Genomic DNA, 21,043 nt, shown 5'->3' on the forward strand with positions numbered 1-21,043 from the left:
GGGGAGGCGGGGGCGGCGCTGGGGCTTCAGCCCTCCTGGGGGCCGAACTCCTCGAGCGTGCGCTTCGCCGCCTCGACGAACGGGGCACCGACCATGGTCCCTTCGACCACGCAGATGTTGAAGTCGCGGGCCTGGCTCTCCGAGACGATCTTCCGCGCCTTGCGCAGCGTGTTCTCGTCCGGGGAGAAGGCCTGGTTGATGAGCTCCACCTGGCGCGGGTGGACGGCGGCCTTGCCGCTGAAGCCCATGCTCCGGGCCAACAGGCACTCACGGCGCAGACCTTCCATGTCCGCCATGTCGAACAGCGGCGAGTCGACGACCTGCACGTTGGCGGCACGCGCCGCGGTGACGAGCCGGGAGCGCGCGTAGTGCAAGGACTCCCAGGACAGGGACGCGCCGATGCTGAAGGAGAAGTCCGCCGAGCCGAACACGAGCGCCTTCAGCCGTGGGGTCGCGCTGGCGATGGCGTGGACGTTCTCCACGCCGCGAGGCGTCTCCACCAGGGCGAGCAGGTCCACCTGCGCGCAGCTCGCGCCGAGCACCTGCTCGACGATCTCCAGGTCCCTGGGGGATTCGACCTTCGGCACCAGGATGACGTCGGGTTTGACGGCGTAGTTGCGCAGGGCGAGCACGTCACGAAGGCCCTCGGGCCGGGTGACGGTGTTGATGCGGATGGCCCGGCGGCTGGGACCGCGTGGCGCGGTGAAGAACGCCTCCGCGTGCTGCCGCGCCGCGTCCTTGTGGCTGGTGGCAACGGAGTCCTCCAGGTCCACCAGGCTGATGTCCGCGCCGGCTTGCTGCCCCCGTGCGAAGCGGTCCACTGCGAGCGCCGGGGTGAACAGGATGGAGCGGCAATACCGGGTGAACTTCATCACGCCTCCGGGGGTAGGGCCTGCACCGCGCGCACCCGTGACCGCGCCGTCCGTGAAACACGGAGGGCTCGCTCGAGGCGCGATGAATCAGTGCTTGTCTGGGTACTCCTGTCGCTCCGCTCCGTCAAGGGAATGGACAATCAATTGCGACGGGGTGCTTGGGAGGTCGTGCTATGTCTTGATATGTCTTTTGTTATGTAGAGACGTTTTTCTATGTCTCTGCGCGTGCCCGTGCTGCCCCCAGGCCGCTCAGCGTCGCTTCTTGCCGGGTGCCTTGCCGTCGATGAACGCGGCCAGCCCGTCGAGCATGCGCTCCAGGCCGAAGGCAAACGCACCCTTGGGGTCGTGCGCGCCGTAGGTCTCTCCCGCGGCCTTCCCGACGCGGGACAGGACAGGGTAGGGCATGAAGTCGACAGTCTCCAGGAACGGCGCGACGCGGTACCACCACTCCTCGTCCGTCATGCCGGTCAGGTCCTTGACCCGCTTCTCCCGGGCCGCGTTGCGGACCGCGCCGTGGACGTAGTCGAGGACCAGGGTGAGGGTCCGGTCCATGTCGAGGTCCGTGAGCCCCAGGCCTTCAATCGCACTCAAGGCGATGTCGGCTGAGCGGAAGGTGTTCGGGCCTAGCACGGTCCGGTGGGTCGCGAGCGGAATCACCCACGGGTGGGCCAGATAGAAGTCGCGGTAGTCCGTCGCCACCCGCGTCAGGTTGGCGCGCCAGTTCGCGGGCTTGAAGACGGGCCGGTCCTTCAGGATTTCGCCGGACACGGCATCCATCATCAAGTCCAGCAGCTCGGCCTTGCCAGGGATGTGCGTGTAGAACGACATGGGGGAGATACCCACCGCCTCCGCGACGCGGCGCGTGCTGACCGCTTCGAGCCCCTCTGCGTCCGCGATGGCGACGGCCGCGGCCACCAACTCCGCGACGCTGGCCTTCGCCTTCGGGCCGCGCTTCGGCGCCTCCGTCCGCCCCCACAGCAACTGCAGTGACTTCAACGGGTCACCCCGTCCGGAAATCTCGTCGCTCATCCGTACCTCGGGATAACTATTTACAGTGTACGGGGTTGTTGTGCTAAACCCCGTGTGCTGTACGAAGTTACAGGGCGACTGAAAAGTTGTCGAGCGATTTGCGGGCAGGACGTCACTCCAAGGAGAAGCCAATCATGTACGGCTCCATCAAGATTCGCGGTGCGCGCGAGAACAACCTGAGGAATGTCTCGCTCGACATCCCCAAGCGGAAGATCACCGTCTTCACGGGCGTCTCGGGGTCGGGCAAGTCGTCCCTCGTGTTCGGGACCATCGCGGCGGAGAGCCAACGGCTCATCAATGAGACGTATCCGGCCTTCGTGCAGCAGTTCATGCCGCGCTACGGCCAGCCGGACGCGGAGAGCCTGGAGAACATCTCCGCCGCCATCATCGTGGACCAGCAGCGGCTGGGCGGGAACTCTCGCTCGACGGTCGCCACCGTCACGGACGCCGCGCAGATGCTCCGCGTGGTCTTCTCCCGCCTCGCCGAGCCGCACCTGGGCAGCCCGGGCCTCTATTCCTACAACGACCCCCGGGGGCTGTGCTCCGAGTGCGAGGGCATTGGCCAGGTCGCGTCCATGGACATGGACGCCGTCATCGACAGGTCCAAGTCCCTCAACGAGGGCGCCATCCTGCCCAGGGACTACGCGGTCGACAGTTGGTACTGGGCCATCTACGCGCGCTCCGGCTACTTCGACGTCGACAAGAAGCTGTCCAAGTACACGAAGGAGGAAATGGAGAAGCTCCTCCACCTGGACGACGGCCGGAAGATCAAGGTCGACAAGATGAACCTCACCTACGAGGGCCTGGTCCCCAAGCTGCGCCGGACCCTGGGCTCCAAGGACCCTGAGACAGTCCAGCCGCACGTCCGCGCCGAATACGAGCGCATCTTCACCCGGGCCACCTGTCCCTCCTGCAAGGGTGGACGGCTCAACCAGGCCGCGCTCGGCAGCCGCATCCAGGGGAAGAACATCGCTGAGTGCTCCGCGATGCAGGTGTCTGACCTGGCGGCGTTCGTCCGGAAGATTGCCGCGCCCTCCGTGGGGCCCATGCTGGAGGCCCTGGCCCACCGGCTGGACAACCTGGTGACCATTGGTCTGGGGTACCTCAGCCTGGACCGCGAGAGCTCGACGCTGTCAGGCGGAGAGAGCCAGCGGGTGAAGATGGTGCGGCACCTGGGCTCCAGTCTCACCGACGTCACGTACATCTTCGATGAGCCCAGCGTGGGGCTCCACCCGCACGACGTGGGCCGGCTCGCGGGCCTGATGCAGCAGCTCCGCGACAAGGGCAACACCGTGCTCATCGTGGAGCACAAGCCAGACATGATTGCCATTGCGGACCATGTGGTCGACATGGGGCCCAAGGCCGGCAGCAAGGGTGGACAGGTCGTCTTCGAGGGCACCTACGAGGGGCTGCTGACCTCGGGCACCCTCACGGGCGACCACATGAAGAAGCACCAGCCGCTGAAGACCACGCCCCGAAAGCCCACGGGGCAGCTTCAAATCAAGGGCGCCCGGCTCAACAACCTCCAGGACGTGTCCGTTTCGATTCCGCGGGGTGTGCTCACGGTGGTGACGGGCGTGGCGGGTTCGGGGAAGTCGTCGCTGATTCAGGGCTGTCTGCCCAAGGCGTACCCGGAGACCCTCATCATCGACCAGAACCTGGCTCGGGGCTCGCGCCGCTCCAACACGGCCACGTACACCGGCATCCTCGACAACGTCCGCAAGGCCTTCGCCAAGGCGAACAAGGTGGACGCCGCGCTGTTCTCCGCCAACTCGAAGGGGGCCTGCCCGGACTGCAGCGGCCTGGGCGTCATCTACACGGACCTGGCGCACCTGGACCCGATGGTGACCGTCTGCGAGACATGCGAGGGCAAGCGCTTCACCGAGGAGGTGCTGGCGCACCGGCTGCGCGGCAAGTCCATCAGCGACGTCTACGAGATGGCCATCAGTGACGCGGTGGCCTTCTTCACCGAGCCGGCGATCGCCAGGATTCTCCAGGGCCTGGATGACGTCGGGCTCGGCTACCTGACGTTGGGCCAGCCGCTGTCGACGCTGTCGGGCGGTGAGCGGCAGCGGTTGAAGCTCGCCGCGGAGCTGGGTCGTTCCGGGAACATCTACGTGCTCGACGAGCCCACCACGGGCTTGCACATGAACGACGTGGACACGTTGATTGGCTTGTTTGACCGGCTGGTGGATGCCGGGTCGACCGTCATCGTCATCGAGCACAACCTCGACGTCGTCTCGCGCGCGGACTGGGTCATCGACCTGGGGCCCGGGGCCGGGCACGAGGGCGGCCGGGTCATCTTCGAGGGGCTCCCTGGGAAGCTCGCCTCACACAAGGGTTCCCTGACTGGGCCGCACATGGCCCGCCGAGGCAAGGCGTAGCGGCGGGCCCGACGGAGCGGCGCGAGACGCCTCGCGCCGCTCCTGTCACCGCGCGCGGCTCAGGCCGTCGCGGGCTCCAGCTTCCAGGGGACGAGGTTGTAGTAGTCGTCCTTGGGGTAGAGCTTGCCCTCGTCGCCGTAGAAGGCGATCGACTTGTCCGTGCGGCGGTCGCCCTTCTCGGCTTGCCAGCGGCTGCGGATGTAGAACTCATCCGTCTTGCCCGGCACCGGGATGAACTTCCACGGGACGAGGTCCGCCACGTTGTCCCGGTGGTAGAGCTTGAGCGCGTCGCCGTAGAAGGCCAGGTGGTAGTCCAGCCGCTTGTCGCCCAGGTCCGCGCGCCAGCGACTGCGGATGTAGTACTCGTCTGGCTTGCCCGGCACGGGAATCAACTTCCAGGGGACGAGGTCGTTCGTGTTGTCTTCCTTGTACAGCTTCACGTCCTCTCCGTAGAAGCCCAGGGACATGTTGACGCGCTTCTCGCCAGGGTCGGCCCGCCAGCGGCTGCGGAAGTAGAACTCCTTGTTCGCGAGCGCGGAGACGTCGGGGCGGGTGAAGCCCTCGGTCCGGATGTGCTTGTCGACGGCTTGCATCATCCAGTTCTTCTTCTTCTGGATGTCCGGGTCCTTGGGGAAGTAGTCGGACGTGAAGAGCTCGTACAGCGGCTTCAAGTCGAGCTGGAGCGGCTTGGGGTCCTGCCGGATGCTCTTCACCCACTCGTTGAAGTCCGTGCTGGGCGTGCCGCCCACCCACTGGACGCTGTCGATGGTCAGCCCGCTGGACTGCTTGAAGGCGGAGCTGGATGACGTGGAGGTGCTGCTCCCCGTGTTGGCGGTGGCGCCCTTGAAGGTGGCCGACGCGGAGGTCGAGATGTCGACGCCCCGCTCCACGAGCTTGGAGTACTCCTGGGCGGAGATGTGGATGCGCTGGTACATCCTCCCGCCGAAGGTGACCTCGCGGGCGTAGTGCGTTCCGAAGGTCTTGATGAACGCGGCGCAGGCGGCCTCCGAGGTGAGCTTCGCCACCTCGCTGGTGAACCGGCTGCTCAGTGGCAGCTTCTTGGTGAAGTCGTCGTTGAGCTGAAGCGAGCAGTCCTCGAAGAAGCTCTGGACGAAGGTCTCAATGGTCTCGTTCGAGCCGCTCGTCTTCTCCAACTGGCGGTAGGTGGCGCTGGCGCTGAACGACACCAGCAGCGGAATGTCCAGGCCCGCGCTGACGGTGTGCTCGAAGGACTGAGAGAAGTCGAAGGAGGAGAACCACGTCTGCGTGCGGGAGGTTCGCTCGCCCCGGGACTCCGGGAGGTAGCGTGTCCCTTCGGGGATGTAGAGGCTCTTGTCCGGGGTGAGCTGGGTGCAGGACTCCGGGGCAATCTGGATGATGCTCTCCGTCGTGGCGCCGCCGCCGTCCCGGATGCGCTGGCTCAGGTCCAGCGGGTTGATTCGGATGATGTCGTAGCACCTGCCAAGGAAGTCGATGTTCTTGTAGGGAACCGTTCCCTCGAACTTGTTGAAGTCGATCTGCATTGGTTCGGCCATGCGCGGAACTCCCTGGGTGAGGTGGGGGTGGGCTTTCCTGGAGGTGGTGCCGGGCGCGACGGATACACGGGCCGTCTGGCCGCTGGAACCGGGGCTGCCCCGCGGGTCGAGGTGAACGTCGGAGCGAATGTCGGGTATCCCGCGCTGTTGAGCAGGGTTTGTCCTGGAGCGGACCGTGCCCTCGCCGCAAAGGGCGGTTGCTGCCGCTGGAGCCCTCTAGCGCGTGGCGGAGGTGGGCGCGGCGCTGAAGATGTGGGGGGCGAAGAGGGCCGCCTTCTCCGTGTTCCGCACCCAGGGCTTCTCGCCATCCAGCAGCATGACAGTCTCTTCCAGCGCGCCGCGCTCATAGGCATACGTCTGTGTAATGCGATAGCGGTCGAAGGGCGCGAAGCGGCTGAGGTCTGGACGCAGCTCCAGGACGGCTCGCCGGAACTCAATGTCGGTGTGACCCGTGCCTTCTCCCAGGGACGAGCGGACGGTGCTGGCGACGCGGCCGTCTCCTCCCGGAGTGGTGAACTCCAGCCGGAAGAACATCGTCTGCTCGCGAGGGCCCGCGCTGCCGTCGTAGTCCGGGTGGCGGCGGCGTAGGCTCTTCACCGACTCCCAGTGGTGGGCGTAGCGGCGCTGTTCGACGGTGAAGTCGTAGTCGAACTGGGGAACCCGCTTCCACGCTCCGTCTTCCAGTCGCTCCGCTTCGCCCCTGCCGACCCAGACGAGGGTGAGCACGGGCGCAGGTCCCGGCGTGGCCTCCAGGGGGAATGCGCTGGTGCGCGCGGTGCCGCAGCCCGCGACCAGCAGGGAGAACAGCCACAGCCACTTCAATCCGGGTTGCGTCATCGTCGTCTCGTGGGAGGAGGGCGCCAGTCGCGCCTATGAGCGGAAGGCTCTCCGGACACAGTGCTCGGGAGTGGGATGGACAACAATCCAGCGGATATCCAAAACACTGTTGTAGAAGCGCAACAATGGACCTGAACCACCTCGCCATCTTCCAGGCCGTCGCGGAGACGCAGAGCTTCACGAAGGCGGCCGTGCGGTTGGGGCTCGACAAGTCGAAGGTCAGCCGCGCGCTGCGGGCGCTGGAGACCAGCTTCGGCGCGGCATTGCTTTCACGGACGACGCGCATGGTGCGGCTGACGCCGGAGGGGCAGTCCTTGTTGAGCCAGGTGGCGCCGCTGCTCTCGGGGCTCAGGGACGTGGTGGCACGGACGCCCCAGGGGCCTGGCGCTCCCAGCGGAGAAGTCACCCTCACCGCGCCGCCGGACGTGGGGCGCGCGCTGCTGGCGCCCGTCCTGGCCGGGTTCCGGCTTCGCTTCCCGTCGGTGCGGGTGCGCGTGGTGCTGACGTACGACGTGGTGGATCTGCTGGGGGAGGGCATGGACCTGGCCCTGCGGGTAGGCAGGCCCGGCTCGGGGACCTTCGTCGCGCGAAAGGTGATGGACCTGGAGGCGGGTTTCTTCGCGGCGCCTCGCTATCTGGAGCGCAGGGGGCAGCCGGCGTCACCGACGGAGCTCGCGCGCCATGAGGGCCTGTGGCCCGCTCCGCCCAGGGGCAAGCGCCCGTTCTGGACGGGGTCAGGGCAGCCGCCTCGCGCCGCCTCCCTGGCGTGTTCCGACTTTGGCTTCCTGCTGGACGTGGCGCGGGCGGGAGGGGGCGTGGCCTTGCTGCCCACCTTTCTCGCGGCGCGGGACGTGGCAGTGGGGGCGCTGGTGCGCGTCCTGCCGGAGGTGGCCCTCCGCGACGCGCCGCTCTTCCTCGTCTCCCGGCCCGGCAAGCCCGTGCCGCCGCGTGTCCAGGCGCTCAAGGCGTATTTGATGGAGACGCTTGGACAGGCGTGAGTCATCAGCAAGGGCTTGCGCAGGACCTGGACGTTCTGGCCGCGCGGGGGGCCAGCGGATGACTGGCGCTACATCGGCTCCAGCCGGAACGGCTGGCAGTCGTTGTTCGCCCAGACCCACTGCTGGAGCCGTGCGCCTCATCATCGCCGTCGCACTTGAAGTCACCGGTGTCTGGGATGACCGTCGCTACCTTGACATGTCTCTGCTGAAATCAACCCCTGACACTTCCGCTGCATGACGCCGCCGAGGAGCCTTCCTCCCCCGAACCCCCTCCGAACCAACTACACAGGATTCGGGACTTGACCGTATGTGAAGGACTGGCCCCCCACCGCACCTTGAAGGTCCGCGAGGCACCATCATTGGAGTTGAGCGCAATCAGCGCCAGCGAGCCGTCCGGGTTGCGAAAGGCCACCGTTTCGAGCTCGTTGTTGCCCAGCGTCGTGGCGCCAATGCGCACCGCGCCGCCGCGCACCACCTTGGCCAGGTGCCCCCAGGCGTAGAACTCCTCGTTGCGCGTATAGGTGCCCGCGCCGTTGTTCACGGTGAGCATGCCCCGGCAGTCCGGGCAGCCACCCACGCGAGGACCATGGCTCGGGTCCAACGCGAGGTTCCAGTACAGCGAGCTGCGCGCGTGGTGGCGCAAAGGGTCGAAGAGGTTGTTCTGGAGCGCCCACTCCAGGTTCCCCGCGGCATTCGTCGACCAGGCGCCGCCAGTGCACTCCGTGAAGTGGACCTCCTTGTTGGGATAGGCGTTCTGGAAGGTGCTCTGGACGCTGTAGCTGCCGTCGGGGCTCTCGTAGCAGTGGTAGGCGACGCCCGCGACGGCGGACTGGGCCTGACCGTTGTTGAAGCGCATGACCTCGAGCGGATAGCCGGCGGGACCGCCATGGTCGTACCAGTTGTGGTCCCACGCGATGATCTTCACCGCGCCGAAGCCCGCCGTGTTCATCGCCGGGCGCAAGTGGTGGGCCGCGAAGTGGGTTGAGCCGCCGCGCCTGCTGAAGAAGCGGGATGATGTACGGCGCGTCGTGCGCGACGGAGAAGTCATTCAAGTCACAGCACGTGTCGTCGTAGGTGTAATGGTTGCGCGCGAAGTCCGATGAGCCCATCGGCAGGCGCAACATGCTCTGTCCCGTGCCAGCGCTCACGCGGAACAGGTCATTCATGATGGCGTTGCGATGGGGCGAGTTGAAGATGAGCCACGCCGACGCATCCGTGAGCGCGCCACCAAACCCGTCAATGGTTTGATAGCTGAGCGCCGGGTTTGACGTCGATGGCTGTCGCCGCCCCGGTGTCGGGGCCGAAGGTCTGGTTCGGCTCGGCGTGGAGCCGCTTCACCAGCGCGCTCCCCGACGTCGTCGTCAACCAGACCTGGACGGACTCGTTGGCGGCGAGGGCAGGGGCGGCGCAGAGCGCGGTACACAGCAAGGCTTTGAAACGCATGAGGCACTCCAGGAATCGTGGAAACGGCCTGCCTTTAATTGCAGACTATTCATGGAGTGCGGCTCTTGCGGCAATGGACGTCTACCGGCGGCGGCGCTGCTGCATCGCCCGGCGAGCCGCGGCCCGGGCCTCACCGCGCGCCGCGACTTCCTTGAGCGCCTCTTCCTCGCCGCTGTCGCCCGACAGGAACCCGGAGAGGGCGCGGATGGTGGGGTAGCGGAAGAGGTCCACCAGCGTGAGGGGCTTCTCCACCTGGGCCTTGAGCTTCTCCAGCACCTGCACCATCAGCAGCGAGTGGCCGCCCAGGTCGACGAACTTGTCCTCCACGCCGACCTTGTCGAGCTTGAGCACGTCCTGCCAGATGCTGGCGATGAGCGCCTCCGTCTCGCCTTCCGGCCGGACCAGCTCCCCGCGCGCCTGCGCCTGCTCCGGGGGCGGCAGGGCCTTGCGGTCCACCTTCTTGTTTGGCGTCTGCGGGAAGGTGCTCAGCGTCACGAAGGCTTGCGGCACCATGTACTCGGGCAGGCGCGTGCGCAGGAACTCGCGCAGCGCGTCCGCCGCGGGCGGCTCACCCGGCTTCGCGATGAGGTAGGCCACCAGCCGCTTGTCGCCCGGAATGTCCTCGCGGACGATGACGACCGTCTCCCGTACCGCCGGGTGTTCACCCAGCCGGGACTCGATTTCGCCCAGCTCGATGCGGAAGCCGCGCACCTTCACCTGGTGGTCCAGGCGGCCGATGAACTCCACCAGTCCGTCCTGCCGCCACCGCGCGGCATCGCCGGTGCGGTACATCCGCGCGCCCGGCTGGGAGGAGAACGGGTCCGGCACGAAGCGCTCGCGGTCCAGCTCCGGACGGTGGTGATAGCCCCGCACCACGCCCGCGCCGCCGATGTACAGCTCACCGGCCGCGCCAATGGGCAGCGGACGCTGCTGCGCGTCCAGGATGTAGAGCTGCGTGTTCGCGATGGGCGTGCCGATGGGGACGCCTTCGCCCACGTCCTTCACCGGGTGGGTGGAGGACCAGATGGTCGTCTCGGTGGGGCCGTACATGTTGATGACGTCGCCGGACACCGTCTCGGAGAGCTGGCGCGCCAGCGGGACGGGGAAGGCCTCGCCGCCCACCATCATCTTCTTCAGCCGCTTGAGGCCCTCGCGCGAGCGGTCCTCGGCCAGCAGCATGCTCGCCTGGGACGGCGTGCACTGGAGGTGCGTCACGGCGTGGCGCTCCAACAGCGCGGGGATGGAGCCGTCGAGCTCGGGCTCGGCGCCCGGCTGGCCCACGCCGGCGTTGGCGCGCTGGCGCACCTCGGCCAGCAGCGGCAGGTGCTTCATCACCAGCTCCGTGGGCACACCGAAGTCCACGAGGCAGGCAATCTCGTCCACGTCCAGGCCCTTGAGCCGGTCCACGAGCGCGACGCACGCGTCCACGCCGCCGAACAGGCCCGACGACTGGAAGTACCGCTCGAAGGAGAAGTCGAGCAGCGCGTCCAGCTCCTCGGCGGACAGGTGGTCGGTGCCGAAGTTGCCGTTGGCCAGCGTCGTCTGCGCCTTGAAGGCGGGGAAGCTCCAGGCCGCCTCCTTGATGAGGCCCACTGACGACTTGAGGTACGACTTCATCGGCTCGCGGACGACCTCCTTCACGGAGGCCTCGGAGTCACCGACGAAGGTGTGCAGCATCAGCGACACGGTGCCCTTGCCAGGGTGGCCGGCCTTGGTCCACGTCTCCCGGTAGAGGGCAATCTTCTGCGCCACCTCTTCCACCGACTGGCCCAGCAGGTGGGTGAGGACGTGGCAGCCCGCGCGCGCCGCTTCCTCGAACGTCTCCGGGTTGCCCGCGGTGGTGACCCAGATGGGCAGCTCCTTCTGCACCGGGCGGGGCAGGGTGCGCAGCTTCACGGTGTGGCCCGTGCCGCTCTTCGTCTCCAGCGCCTCGCCGCGCCACAGCCGGCGCACGTCCTCAATCTGCTGGAACATGATTCGCTTGCGGTCCGGGAAGGTCTCCGGACGCAGCGCGAAGTCGTTGGGCTGCCAGCCCGCGGCGAACGAAATGCCCACGCGGCCGTGGGAGATGTTGTCCACCACGGACCAGTCCTCGGCGATGCGCAGCGTGGGGTGCAGCGGCGACACGAGGCTGCCCGCGCGGAGTTGCACGTTGCGCGTCACCGCCGCCAGCGCGGCCGACGTCACGGCCGGGTTGGGGAAGAGCCCGCCGAACGCGTGGAAGTGCCGCTCCGGCGTCCACACGGCGCAGAAGCCGTTCGTATCCGCGAAGCGCGCGCTCTCCATGAGCAAGTCGTAGCGGCCCTCCGGGCGCTCGCCTTCGTCGCTGGAGAAGTAGAAGAGGCTGAACGCCATGGCACGCGAGGCGTGCTTGCCGGCCTGCGCCGCGTCGTGCCGCTCCGCGTGCAGCACCACCGTGAAGCCGCGGGTGAGTGTCCAGAGCAGCTCCAGCACGGAGATGTCGAAGTTGAGGCTCGTCACCGCCAGCCAGGTGCCGCGCTCGGTGCCCAGGCGCTCGTCCATGCCGACGCCGAAGTTCACGACGTTGCGGTGCTCAATCATCACCCCCTTGGGCTTGCCCGTGCTGCCGGAGGTGTAGATGACGTAGGCCAGGCTGTCCGGCGTGGCCGGCGGCGTCTGGGCCTCCGGCGCGGCGGCGATGCGCTCCCACTGCTGGTCCACCGCGAGCACGGCCTTCGCCGCGGACGGCACGCCCGGCAGCAGCCGCTCCTGGGTGAGCACCAGGTGGCAGCCCGCGTCCTCCACCATGAAGGCGATGCGCTCCGGGGGATAGGCCGGGTCCAACGGCACGTAGCAGCCGCCCGCTTTGTGCGTGGCCAGCACGCCCACCATCATCTCCAGCGAGCGCTCCATGAAGATGCCCACGCGCACGTCGCGGCCCACGCCCGCGCCGCGCAGGTGCCGCGCGAGCACCTCGGCGCGCGCGTCCAGCTCTCGGTACGTCAGCGAGGCGCCCCGGCAGATGAGGGCGGTGTCGTCCGGCGTGCGCCGCGCCTGGGCCTGGAAGAGCGAGGCCAGGGTGGCGTCGCGGGGGAAGTCCCGCCGCGTGTCGTTCCAGCGGGCCAGCAGCTGGCGCTCCTCCGCGCCCAGCAGGTCATGCTCGCCCACCGCCTTGCCCGGCGCGTCTCGGAGCGAGGCGAGGAACGCGGTGAGCTGCCGCGCCACGTCGTCCACGCGGGCCTGGTCCACGCGCGTGGCGTCGAAGTGCAGGTGGGCGTGGCGGCCCTGGGCGTCCACGTCAACGACGAGCGCCGCGCCCCCCACGCTGGGGTTCGTCGCGCCGAGGCGCAGCGCGACGGGATACGCCACCTCACCCGCGTGGCGCTGGAGGTTGGAGAGCTGGGCGGAGCGACCCAGGACGTCCCGGGCGAGCACGCCCTTGTCGCGCAGCTGCGTCAGCGCCTTGCGGAAGGCGCCCGCGGCCTGCTCCGGCGCGTCCTTCATCGGCAGCTCGATGCGCAGCGGGAGCTGCGAGGCGAAGAAGCCCTCCACGCCTTCGATGCGGGCGCGCGTGGACGCATCCGCGTAGCCGACGTCGAAGCGGGGCTCGGGAGACAGGCGCGCCAGGAAGGCCACGGCGGTGAAGAGCAGCCGCTCCTCGGGAGGCAGGTCCGTGACCCAGCCCGGGGCAAGGTCACTGGCCTCGAACTTCAGCGTGTGCGTCCCCACGTCCTTGGAGCTGCCGCCCAGGAAGGACAGGTCCGGTGGCGCGAGCGTCTCCAGGCGACGGAGGAAGAACGCCTCCGCCTTGCCCGCCTGCGTGCCCACCTCGGTCAGCCGGGCGCGCAGCTCCGGCGAGGTCGCGGGCAGGACGTCACCCCTGGCGAGCATGCGCGCCCCGAGCACGTCGGCCCACGACAGCGGCGCGCCGCACAGGCCCTTGGGGCCCTTCAGCGTGAGGTCTCCTCCTTGGAGCGCCACTGTCAGCGCGTCACCCTCGATGTCGAGCACCGTGCCCGGGGCTGCCTCGGAGGCCGGCTCGGCGCGGCGGGCCTCGGAGAGCGCGATGGGCCCGTTGCCCAGCCACACCTTCGCGAAGGACAGCGGGTTGGGGTAGCCGCCGTAGTCGAGCGCCGACACCAGCGCGTGCGCCACGTCCACGTCACCGTGGAGGTCGAGCACGCCCGCGGCCTCCGGGCGCCGCGCGAGGCCGAAGTAGCTGCGCTGCGCGAAGTCCTGCGCCCTCGCTTCGGACGTGCCCGCGACCAGCTCCTCCGCGAGCTCCGCGAAGGTCTCCATGCCCAGCGTGTAGCAGCGGGCGTTGAGGCTGAAGGCCGTCTCGCCGGGGGCGATGTCGAAGAGGCGCTGCTTGAGGATGCGGCCCTTGTCCGCGCCCGTCGTCATCTCGTGCCAGGTGACGCCGTGCTGGGGCTCGCGGTTCAGCAGCGCCCACGAGGTGACGTTGAGGCCGGCGTAGCGGGGCAGCGGGCCGTCATGGAAGTTGATGGCCATGCGCCGGGGCAGGCGCAGGACTTCGTCCTTCACCATGCTCAGGTTGACGATGCTGAAGAGCCAGTCGAAGGGCGCCTGGGACAGGAAGTGCAGCACCTGCTCGCCGGGCGGCACGTGCGGGACACCCTGCGCCTCCGCCCACTGCTGGAGCGCGGGCTCGCGCGTGACGAGCCCGAGAATCCGGACGCCGCGCTCGGTGAGCGCCTGCGCGCAGGGGACGACGAGGGTGCCCTCGCCGATGATGAAACAACTGGGCGACTCCGGAGCCGGGCTCATTCAGTACCTCCTGGGGTGCTGCGATTCGGGTGTCCCCCGCTCACAAGCCCAGGCCTTGCCGGGCATCCGCGAGCGCGGGGAAATGCTTCAAAAGGTCGGCGTGCCCGATACCAGGGTACGTCTTGAGGGGGACGCGAAGCCCGCGGCTGACGCGCTCGCCCTGGACGGGAGGCAGCGCGCTGTCGGCGCCTCCATGCAGCACGAGCGCGGGCGGGAGTCGCTCGGGTTGCAGCAGCGGCTGGTTGTCATACCGGTGCCGCCCGATGAGGCTGCCCATGAGCCCCGTGCGCCCCACCTTCATCACATGGAACGGCGCGAACAGCACCAGCCTCCGAGCGGGCGTGTCCCGCGCATGAAGCGCGTGGGCCGCCGCGAGCGCCGACATGGTCCCCATGGAGAAGCCCACGAGGTGGAGGCCCTCCGCCGCGGCAGGATGCGTCTCCGTCAGCCAGCGCATGGCGCTCGCGGCGCTGTCACGGAGTGCTTCGGGGGAGGGCTTGCCTGGCGAGCCGTCGAACCCGGGAGGCGCGATGGCGGCAAGCCCGAGCCCGCGGCTTTCATCCAGCGCGAGCAGGACGGACTTCGCCTCCGCGAGGTACCCCGGCGTGTTGCCACCGAAGTAGACCAGCCACCGCGTCTCACCCGCGGCGGGAGGCCGCGTCAGCGCCACGAGCCCTGGCGGTTCATCAGGGCCCGTCACCGTCCAGCCCTCCGAGGCCAGCTCCGCCCGCGCCTGCGTCGACAGCGGCGCGCCCGTGTACGGGAACGGGAGCTCCGCGTCGTCTCGAGACAGTCCCAGCATGAGGATTCCCACCGCCAGCACGCCGATGGTGACCAGCGGGAAGCGCTGGTTCACTTTGAAGCGCACCGCTCTCACTTCGTTCCCACCCGGCGCGCCTCGTCACGCGCGCCGCGCTGTGCGGTGTCCAGGGCCTCGCGGAGCAGCCGCCCCAGGACGTGGACGTTGGGCTCGCGCACCAGGCTGTCATGGTCGCCCGGCACCTCGCGGATGTTCAGCGCAGGCACCAGGGGTTCCCAGCCGAGGCTGGTCCCCATGTGGGCGTAGATGGCGTGAATCTCCTGCGCGCGGAACAGCGTCACGGGGCCGGCATAGGGGCTGGGGACGTAGCGGCTGGCCAGGGCCTGGAAGCGCTCGGTGAGCTGGAGGTTGCGCAGCTCGATGGGCAGCGCTTCGCCTCGCTGCTCGTACCAGCGCAGCTTGAGCTGGCTCACCAGCCGGGTGCCGTCGCGCTCCACCTTGGTGCGCAGCTTCCGGCTGACATAGCGGGCCGCGCCCTCCCGGCGCAGCTCTCGCAGGCGCTCATGGAGGGACTGGCGCCGCTCCTGGGTGGACGGGTGGAAGGTGTCCAGGAACGCGAGCAGCGCCACCGGCTCGCCCAGCGCGTGCAGCCGCTGCGCCATTTCGTAGGCGACCACGCCGCCGCCGGAGTAGCCGCCGAGCAGGTAGGGCCCGTGGGGCTGCACCTGGCGGATGCCCTCCAGGTAGATGGACGCCATCTCCTCGATGCTGTCGGCCGGAGGCAGCTTGCCGTCCACGCCGCGCGCCTGGAGCCCGTAGAAGGGCTGCTCCTTGCCGAGCGTCTGCGCCAGCTCGCGGAAGTTGAGGACGTTGCCGCCCGCGCCGTGCACGCAGAAGAAGGGCAGGTCCTTGCCGCCCTTCTGGATGGTGACCAGCGGAGACCAGCTCCTCGGCGCCGCCTTGACGCCCGGGGCCTGCGCGGCTGACGCCGCGTCACCCGGAGCGGCGTCCGGCGTGAAGGGAATCCCGGCGGCCTCACGCACCAGCGCGGCGCACTGCTCCAGCGTGGGGGCCTCGAACAGGGTGGCCAGCGTCAGGTCCGCGCCCAGCGTCTTCTTGATGCGCGCGAACAGGCGCACCGCGATGAGCGAGTGTCCGCCCAGCTCGAAGAAGTTGTCCTTGAGCCCCACCTTCGGCGCGCCGAGCAACTGCTGCCACAGCTCCGCCAGCTTGCGCTCCACGTCATCGCGTGGGGCGTCCACCGCCGCCACACCGGATGGCGCGCCTGCCTGGGCCGTGGCCACGGCCGCCGCGGGCTTCGCCTCCTGCTTCGGGCGCATGCGGGCCGCGAGGGCGTGCAGGTCCATGGAGCTGACGAAGAGCGCGGGCGTGTCCTCGAGGGCCAGCGCGCGCAGGAAGGCGTCCTGACCTTCCGCCGGCTTGATGCCCAGGGGCAGCCAGCTCTCCAGCAGTGAGCCCTTCTTCTGCGGCGAGCGGCCGAAGCGCCGCGCCTCGACGGACGCGACGAAGTAGCCCTCGATGGCGCAGAAGACCTTCCCGTCCGCGTCGCTGAGCGTGACGTCGAGCAGCGCGCCGCGGCCTTCATCCTGGCGCACGCGGACGTGGCTCAGCGCCACCTCGGGCCAGGGCCCCCAGACCTGGAGCTGCCGGTAGGAGACGGGCACGTGCAGCTTCCCCGGCTGTCCCGCGTCGGGGAGCAGGGAGAAGGCGAAGCCGGAGGCGATGTCCAGCAGCCCCGGCGGAATCCCGTACGTCGACAGGTCCTCGCGGTAGGCGCCGGGCAGCTCCAGCCGGCCCAGGGCCTCGGCCGCGCCGAAGCCCGCGCCGCGCAGCACCTTCCAGCGCGGACCGAACGCGATGAGCGCGTCCTGCGGCAGGGTCTGCTCGCCCTCGCCGAAGGTCAACGGCCGCTCACCGCAGCGAGCCTTCGCCGCGGACACGTCCAGCGCGGCGGGGCGCTGGCCCGTGGCCTGGTGGAGCCGCGCGGTGGCGTGCTCTGTCCACGCGTTGCCGGCCGCGCGGCTGCGCACGCGGAAGGTGAAGCCGTCGCCCTCCGGCGCCAGCCCGATCTCCACTTCCCGCACCTCTCCGTCCGGAACGTCCAGCGGCGACACCAGCGAGAGCTGAGACAGCTCCAGCGGCTCGCCAGGACGCGCCAGGGTCCAGGCGGCGCGGGCCAGCTCGACGTAGGCCGTGCCAGGGAGGACGGGGCCTCCGCCGCGCATGCGGTGCTCGTCCAGCACCCAGTGGGCCTTCGCGTCGTAGATGGCGCGGTAGACGTGGTGTCCTTCGGGCGCCTCCACGCGCCGCTGGAGCAGCGGGTGACTGACGGACTCGCCGGGCGGCAACTGCGGCGCGAGCTGCGCCGCGGCCATGCCGACCTCCTGCCAGACGCCCCAGCCCAGCGCGAGCGCGCGCTTCGCGACGCCCAGGGCCTTCAGCCGCGAGGCCTGGGCAATCAGGTACGCGTTGGCGGCGACGTAGTCCACCTGTCCCGGGGGCCCGAGCCACGCGCTCGTCGACGCGAAGCTGACGAAGAAGTCCAGGGCCGCGCCTTGCAGCACCTCTTCCAGCGCGAGCGCCCCCAGCGCCTTGGGCGCGAGCACCCGCAGGGCCGAGTCGCGCGTCTTCGCCTCCAGCGGCCCGTCCTCGAGCGTGCCCGCCGCGTGCACCACGCCATGCAAGGCGCCGAAGCGCTCCCGCGTCTGGGCGATGGCCGCGCGCAGCTGGCCGGCGTCGGTGATGTCCGCCTTGAGCAGCAGCACCTGCGCGCCGAGGCTCTCCAGCGTGCGCTGAAGCTCCGCGTGCGACGCACTGGCCGCCGACCGGGACACCAGCGCGAGCCGGGCCTTCACCTTGCGCGCGAAGAGCTCGGCGAGCGTGCGGCCGATGCCGCCCAGGCCGCCGGTGATGAGGTAGACGCCCTGCTCACGCAGCGGCGTCGGGCCCTCGTCCAGCGCCGTCCGCTCCATCACCTGCACCAGTCGGCGTCGACCGCGCAGCGCGACGGGCGCGTCGACGTCCGGGCGCAGCAGCTCGTCCGCGAGCTCCCGCGCCTGGCCCATCACGTTGACCACCAGTTGCAGGTCCACCACGCGGGCCTTGAGCTCGGGGAGCTCCTTGGGCCCCACGAGCAGCGGGCCGAAGCTGAGCGCCTGCTCGGGGCACATGGCGTGCCCTTCGGCGGGCAGGGCCTCCTGGGTCACCCGCATGTAGCGCAGGTCCGGGGGCAGCGATTCAGCGGTCAGGGACTGCATCAGCGCCAGCGGCGTCAGGAAGTTGCGCGACACCGCGCGTTCCCAGTCGAGCGGGACCAGGTCCCGGACGGTGACGTCCACGATGCGAGGCGGCACGCGCCCCTCGGCGCCCAGCGCGTCCCAGAGCGCCTCCCAGTCCTCGCGCGCATCGAACCGCAGGTTGAAGTGCCCTTCGTCCACGCGGCCGAAGGCGTCGCCCGGCAGCGCGCGCAGCACCTGGGCGCCGCGCGCCGCCAGCTCGCGCGCCAGCTCGCTGATGAGCAGGTGCTGCTCGCCCACGAGGAGCCAGCGCTCGTTCTCCGCCGGAGCCTCGGGCGCCGCGCCGGCCTGCTCGCGGAAGCGCGGCGCGTAGCCCCAGCGCGACACGTTCTCTTCACGCACCAGCGGGCGCTCACCCTCGCGCCGCGCCATGAAGGTGCCGCTGCCCGGCTCCACCCAGTGGCGCTCGCGCTCGAAGGCATACGTGGGCAGCGCCACGCGGCGCCGCTGCTGGCCGTCGAAGAGCGCCGCGGCGTCCAGGTCCACGCCCGCGGCCCAGAGGCGGCCGAGCGCGAGCTGGAAGAACGCCAGGTCCGCCACGGTGTCGTTGGGGTGCCGCAGCGACGGCACCAGCTGCTCGGCCTTCGGCTTCTCCACCTGGGCGCGCAGGAGCTGCGTCAGCGTCTGGCCGGGGCCGACCTCCAGGTAGACGCGCGCCTTGTCCGCCAGGAGCACGCCCGCGCCCTCGGCGAAGCGCACCGGCTGGCGCAGGTGCCGCACCCAGTAGTCGGGCGAGGTGGCCTCCTCCGGCGTCACCCACGCCCCGGTGACGTTGGAGATCCATGGGCCGGTGGGCTTGGAGAAGCGCACCGTGCCCAGGAACTCACGGAAGGGCGCGAGGATGGGCTCCAGCATGCGCGAGTGCGCGGCCACGCGGATGTGCAGCCGCCGCGCCTCCACCTCGCGCGCCTTGAGCTGGGCCTCCAGCGCCTCGATGGCGGCCACTTCTCCGGAGACCAGGCACAGCCCCGGCGCGTTGTGCGCGCCCAGGTCCAGGCCCTCGCCCAAGAGCGGCTTCAGCTCCGCCTCGGGCAGCTCCACGCTGAGCATCGCGCCCGCGGGGAGCTGGTCGAAGAGGCGGCCACGGCAGGCGACGATGCCCAGCGCGTCCTTCACCGAGAACACGCCGTTGAGCTGGGCGCAGGCGTACTCGCCCATGCTGTGGCCCATGCAGGCCTGCGGCGTCAGCCCCCGCGCCTTCCACAGCGCGGCGAGCGACAGCTCCACGGACAGCAGCGCCGGCAGCGCGTACGTGGCCTGCTCCAGCCGGGCGCGGGCCTCCTGCTCGGCGCCGGCCTCCGGGAAGAGCAGGGGACGCAGCTTCAGCGACTGGTGCTGTTCGAGCAGCGACAGGCACTCATCCAGCGCGCGGCGGAACACGGGCTCCTGCTCGTAGAGGCCCTTCGCCATGCCCGGGTACTGCGCGCCGCCGCCCGGGAAGAGGAAGACGACGGAGCGGCCCTCCGCCTCCGTCTGGGCCTGGGCCGTCCGCGCGGCCTCCGGCTGCGACAGCAGGCGCACGGCCTCCTCGCGCGACGACGCCACCACGGCGCGCCGGTGCGCGAAGCGGCGGCGGCCCGCGAGCAGGGTGAAGGAGATGTCACCGAGGTTCGGCGCGTCGGCTTCACCCAGCCGAGTGGCCAGCCGCTGGGCGGCGCGCTCCAGGGCGGCGGGGGTGCGCGCGGACAGCCACAGCGTCTCGAAGGGGCGCGCGGCGGACGTCCGCGGCTGCGCGGGCGCCTCCTCCAGGATGACGTGCGCGTTGGTGCCGCCCACGCCCAGCGAGTTCACCGCCGCCCGGCGCGGACGGCCCTTGGCCGGGGCCCAGTCGCGCAGCGTGGCGTTCACGCTGAAGGGCGAGCGCGCGAAGTCGATTTGAGGGTTGGGCTTCTCGAAGTGCAGCGTGGGCGCCATCTGCTTGTGGCGCAGCATCTGGACGACCTTGACGAAGCTGGCCACGCCCGCGGCCGTGTCCAGGTGTCCGATGTTCGTCTTCACCGAGCCGATGCGGCAGAACCCGCTCTTCTGCGTCTGCGTGCGGAAGGCCTGGGTGAGGGCGGTGATTTCAATCGGGTCGCCCACCGGCGTGCCGGTGCCGTGGCACTCGATGTAGTCGATGGAGTCGGCGCTGATGCCGGAGACGTTGAGCGCCTCCACGACGGCGTCCGCCTGCCCGTCCACGGACGGCGCCAGGTAGCCCACCTTGCGCGCGCCGTCGTTGTTCACCGCGCTGCCCTTCACCACCGCGTAGATGGTGTCCCCATCCGCCAGCGCGTCCTCCAGCCGGCGCAGCACGACGATGCCCGCGCCGCTGCCGAAGAGCGTGCCCTGCGAGCGGTGGTCGAACGCGCGGCAGTGCCCGTCCGGTGAGAGGATCTCTCCCTCCTGGTACAGGTAGCCGCGGTAGTGAGGCAGCTCCAGCGTGACGCCGCCCGCCAGCGCCAGGTCGCACTCGCGCGCAAGCAGGCTCTGGCAGGCGGAGTGGATGGCGACGAGCGACGTGGAGCACGCCGTCTGCACGTTGAGGCTGGGCCCGCGCAGGTCCAGGCAGTACGACACGCGCGTGGTAAGGAAGTCCTTGTCGTTGCCCGTGTGCCGCACCAGGAACAGGCCCACCTGCTCCATCAACTGCGGGTTGGTGAAGAGGTTGTAGGGCATGTACGCGTTCATGCCCGAGCCGCCGAACACGCCCACGGGCCCCTTGAAGCGCTCCGGCGGGTGGCCGCTGTGCTCCAGCGCTTCCCAGCACACCTCCAGGAAGTGGCGGTGCTGCGGGTCCATGAGGGACGCCTCGCGCGCGCTGAAGCCAAAGAAGCCCGCGTCGAAGTCCTCCAGGCCCTCGTACACCATGCCCGACTTCACGTAGTTCGGGTCCTGGAGCAGCGCCGGGTCCACGCCCGCGCTCAGGAGCTGCGCGTCACTGAACCGCGTGACGGACTCGACGCCGTCGCGCACGCGGCGCCAGAACGTGTCCACATCCCGCGCCCCAGGCAGTCGCGCGGCCATCCCCACCACCGCGATGTCTGGTGACTCCGACAGCCCTTCAACGTCTTCCGTCATGACAGTAGCCCTGCAAAGTACCGCTTCCAGCAGTTCAAATCAGCACAGGATGAGGCGGG

The 21,043-nt window shown here is 69.7% G+C and carries 11 protein-coding genes and 1 pseudogene; 2 read left to right on the plus strand and 10 right to left on the minus strand.

Going from position 1 to position 21,043, the window contains the following annotated elements; all coding sequences use genetic code 11:
- Positions 1 to 26: 26 nt before the first annotated feature.
- Positions 27 to 872, minus strand: coding sequence for a CoA ester lyase (locus HV826_RS11750; RefSeq protein WP_176417103.1), 846 nt, complete (start codon positions 870 to 872; stop codon positions 27 to 29).
- 249 nt (positions 873 to 1,121) lie between these two features.
- The gene (locus HV826_RS11755) at positions 1,122 to 1,901 is read right to left on the minus strand and encodes a TetR/AcrR family transcriptional regulator (RefSeq protein ID WP_176417104.1); all 780 of its coding nucleotides are present in this window, start codon (positions 1,899 to 1,901) and stop codon (positions 1,122 to 1,124) included.
- A 134-nt stretch (positions 1,902 to 2,035) separates the two neighbouring features.
- Here HV826_RS11755 and HV826_RS11760 point away from each other — a divergent pair, with 134 nt between their 5' ends.
- Entirely contained in the window at positions 2,036 to 4,285 is a 2,250-nt protein-coding gene (locus HV826_RS11760) for an excinuclease ABC subunit UvrA (RefSeq protein ID WP_176417105.1), read from the plus strand.
- A 59-nt stretch (positions 4,286 to 4,344) separates the two neighbouring features.
- Here HV826_RS11760 and HV826_RS11765 read toward each other — a convergent pair whose 3' ends face one another.
- Together HV826_RS11765 and HV826_RS11770 are read right to left on the minus strand one after the other, a co-directional pair.
- A complete protein-coding gene (locus HV826_RS11765; RefSeq protein WP_255217166.1) occupies positions 4,345 to 5,820 on the minus strand; it encodes an MAC/perforin domain-containing protein in 1,476 nt (491 codons plus the stop codon).
- 216 nt (positions 5,821 to 6,036) lie between these two features.
- Positions 6,037 to 6,657: a hypothetical protein gene (locus HV826_RS11770; RefSeq protein WP_176417106.1), complete on the minus strand. Its 621-nt coding sequence runs from the start codon at positions 6,655 to 6,657 to the stop codon at positions 6,037 to 6,039.
- 125 nt (positions 6,658 to 6,782) lie between these two features.
- On the opposite strand from HV826_RS11770, the gene HV826_RS11775 reads away from it, so the two are divergent.
- Positions 6,783 to 7,655 carry a LysR family transcriptional regulator gene (locus HV826_RS11775; RefSeq protein ID WP_176417107.1) on the plus strand — a complete coding sequence of 291 codons (873 nt, stop codon included), beginning with the start codon at positions 6,783 to 6,785 and terminating at the stop codon, positions 7,653 to 7,655.
- Positions 7,656 to 7,866: 211 nt separating this feature from the next.
- On the opposite strand, the gene HV826_RS37085 is transcribed toward HV826_RS11775, so the two are convergent.
- From HV826_RS37085 to HV826_RS11795, 6 genes and pseudogenes are all read right to left on the minus strand, one after another.
- Positions 7,867 to 8,604, minus strand: a complete 738-nt coding sequence (locus HV826_RS37085) for a glycoside hydrolase family 30 beta sandwich domain-containing protein (protein ID WP_255217167.1) — start codon at positions 8,602 to 8,604, stop codon at positions 7,867 to 7,869.
- Positions 8,605 to 8,692: 88 nt separating this feature from the next.
- Positions 8,693 to 8,896, minus strand: a pseudogene (locus HV826_RS37090) (glycosyl hydrolase); the annotation flags it as partial.
- The gene (locus HV826_RS37095; protein ID WP_255217168.1) at positions 8,892 to 9,098 is read right to left on the minus strand and encodes a hypothetical protein; all 207 of its coding nucleotides are present in this window, start codon (positions 9,096 to 9,098) and stop codon (positions 8,892 to 8,894) included. The gene HV826_RS37095 and the pseudogene HV826_RS37090, both read right to left, overlap by 5 nt.
- Before the next feature lie 81 nt (positions 9,099 to 9,179).
- Positions 9,180 to 13,847 (minus strand): MupA/Atu3671 family FMN-dependent luciferase-like monooxygenase, encoded by a 4,668-nt coding sequence (locus HV826_RS11785; RefSeq protein WP_176417108.1) that lies wholly within the window; start codon positions 13,845 to 13,847, stop codon positions 9,180 to 9,182.
- A 40-nt stretch (positions 13,848 to 13,887) separates the two neighbouring features.
- Positions 13,888 to 14,715: an alpha/beta hydrolase family protein gene (locus HV826_RS11790; RefSeq protein ID WP_368670894.1), complete on the minus strand. Its 828-nt coding sequence runs from the start codon at positions 14,713 to 14,715 to the stop codon at positions 13,888 to 13,890.
- Between the two features lie 5 nt (positions 14,716 to 14,720).
- Positions 14,721 to 20,984 carry a type I polyketide synthase gene (locus tag HV826_RS11795; RefSeq protein WP_176417110.1) on the minus strand — a complete coding sequence of 2,088 codons (6,264 nt, stop codon included), beginning with the start codon at positions 20,982 to 20,984 and terminating at the stop codon, positions 14,721 to 14,723.
- Positions 20,985 to 21,043: the final 59 nt, after the last annotated feature.

The organism is Myxococcus sp. AM010, assembly GCF_013372585.1.
GTDB classification, from domain to species: Bacteria; Myxococcota; Myxococcia; order Myxococcales; family Myxococcaceae; genus Myxococcus; species Myxococcus vastator.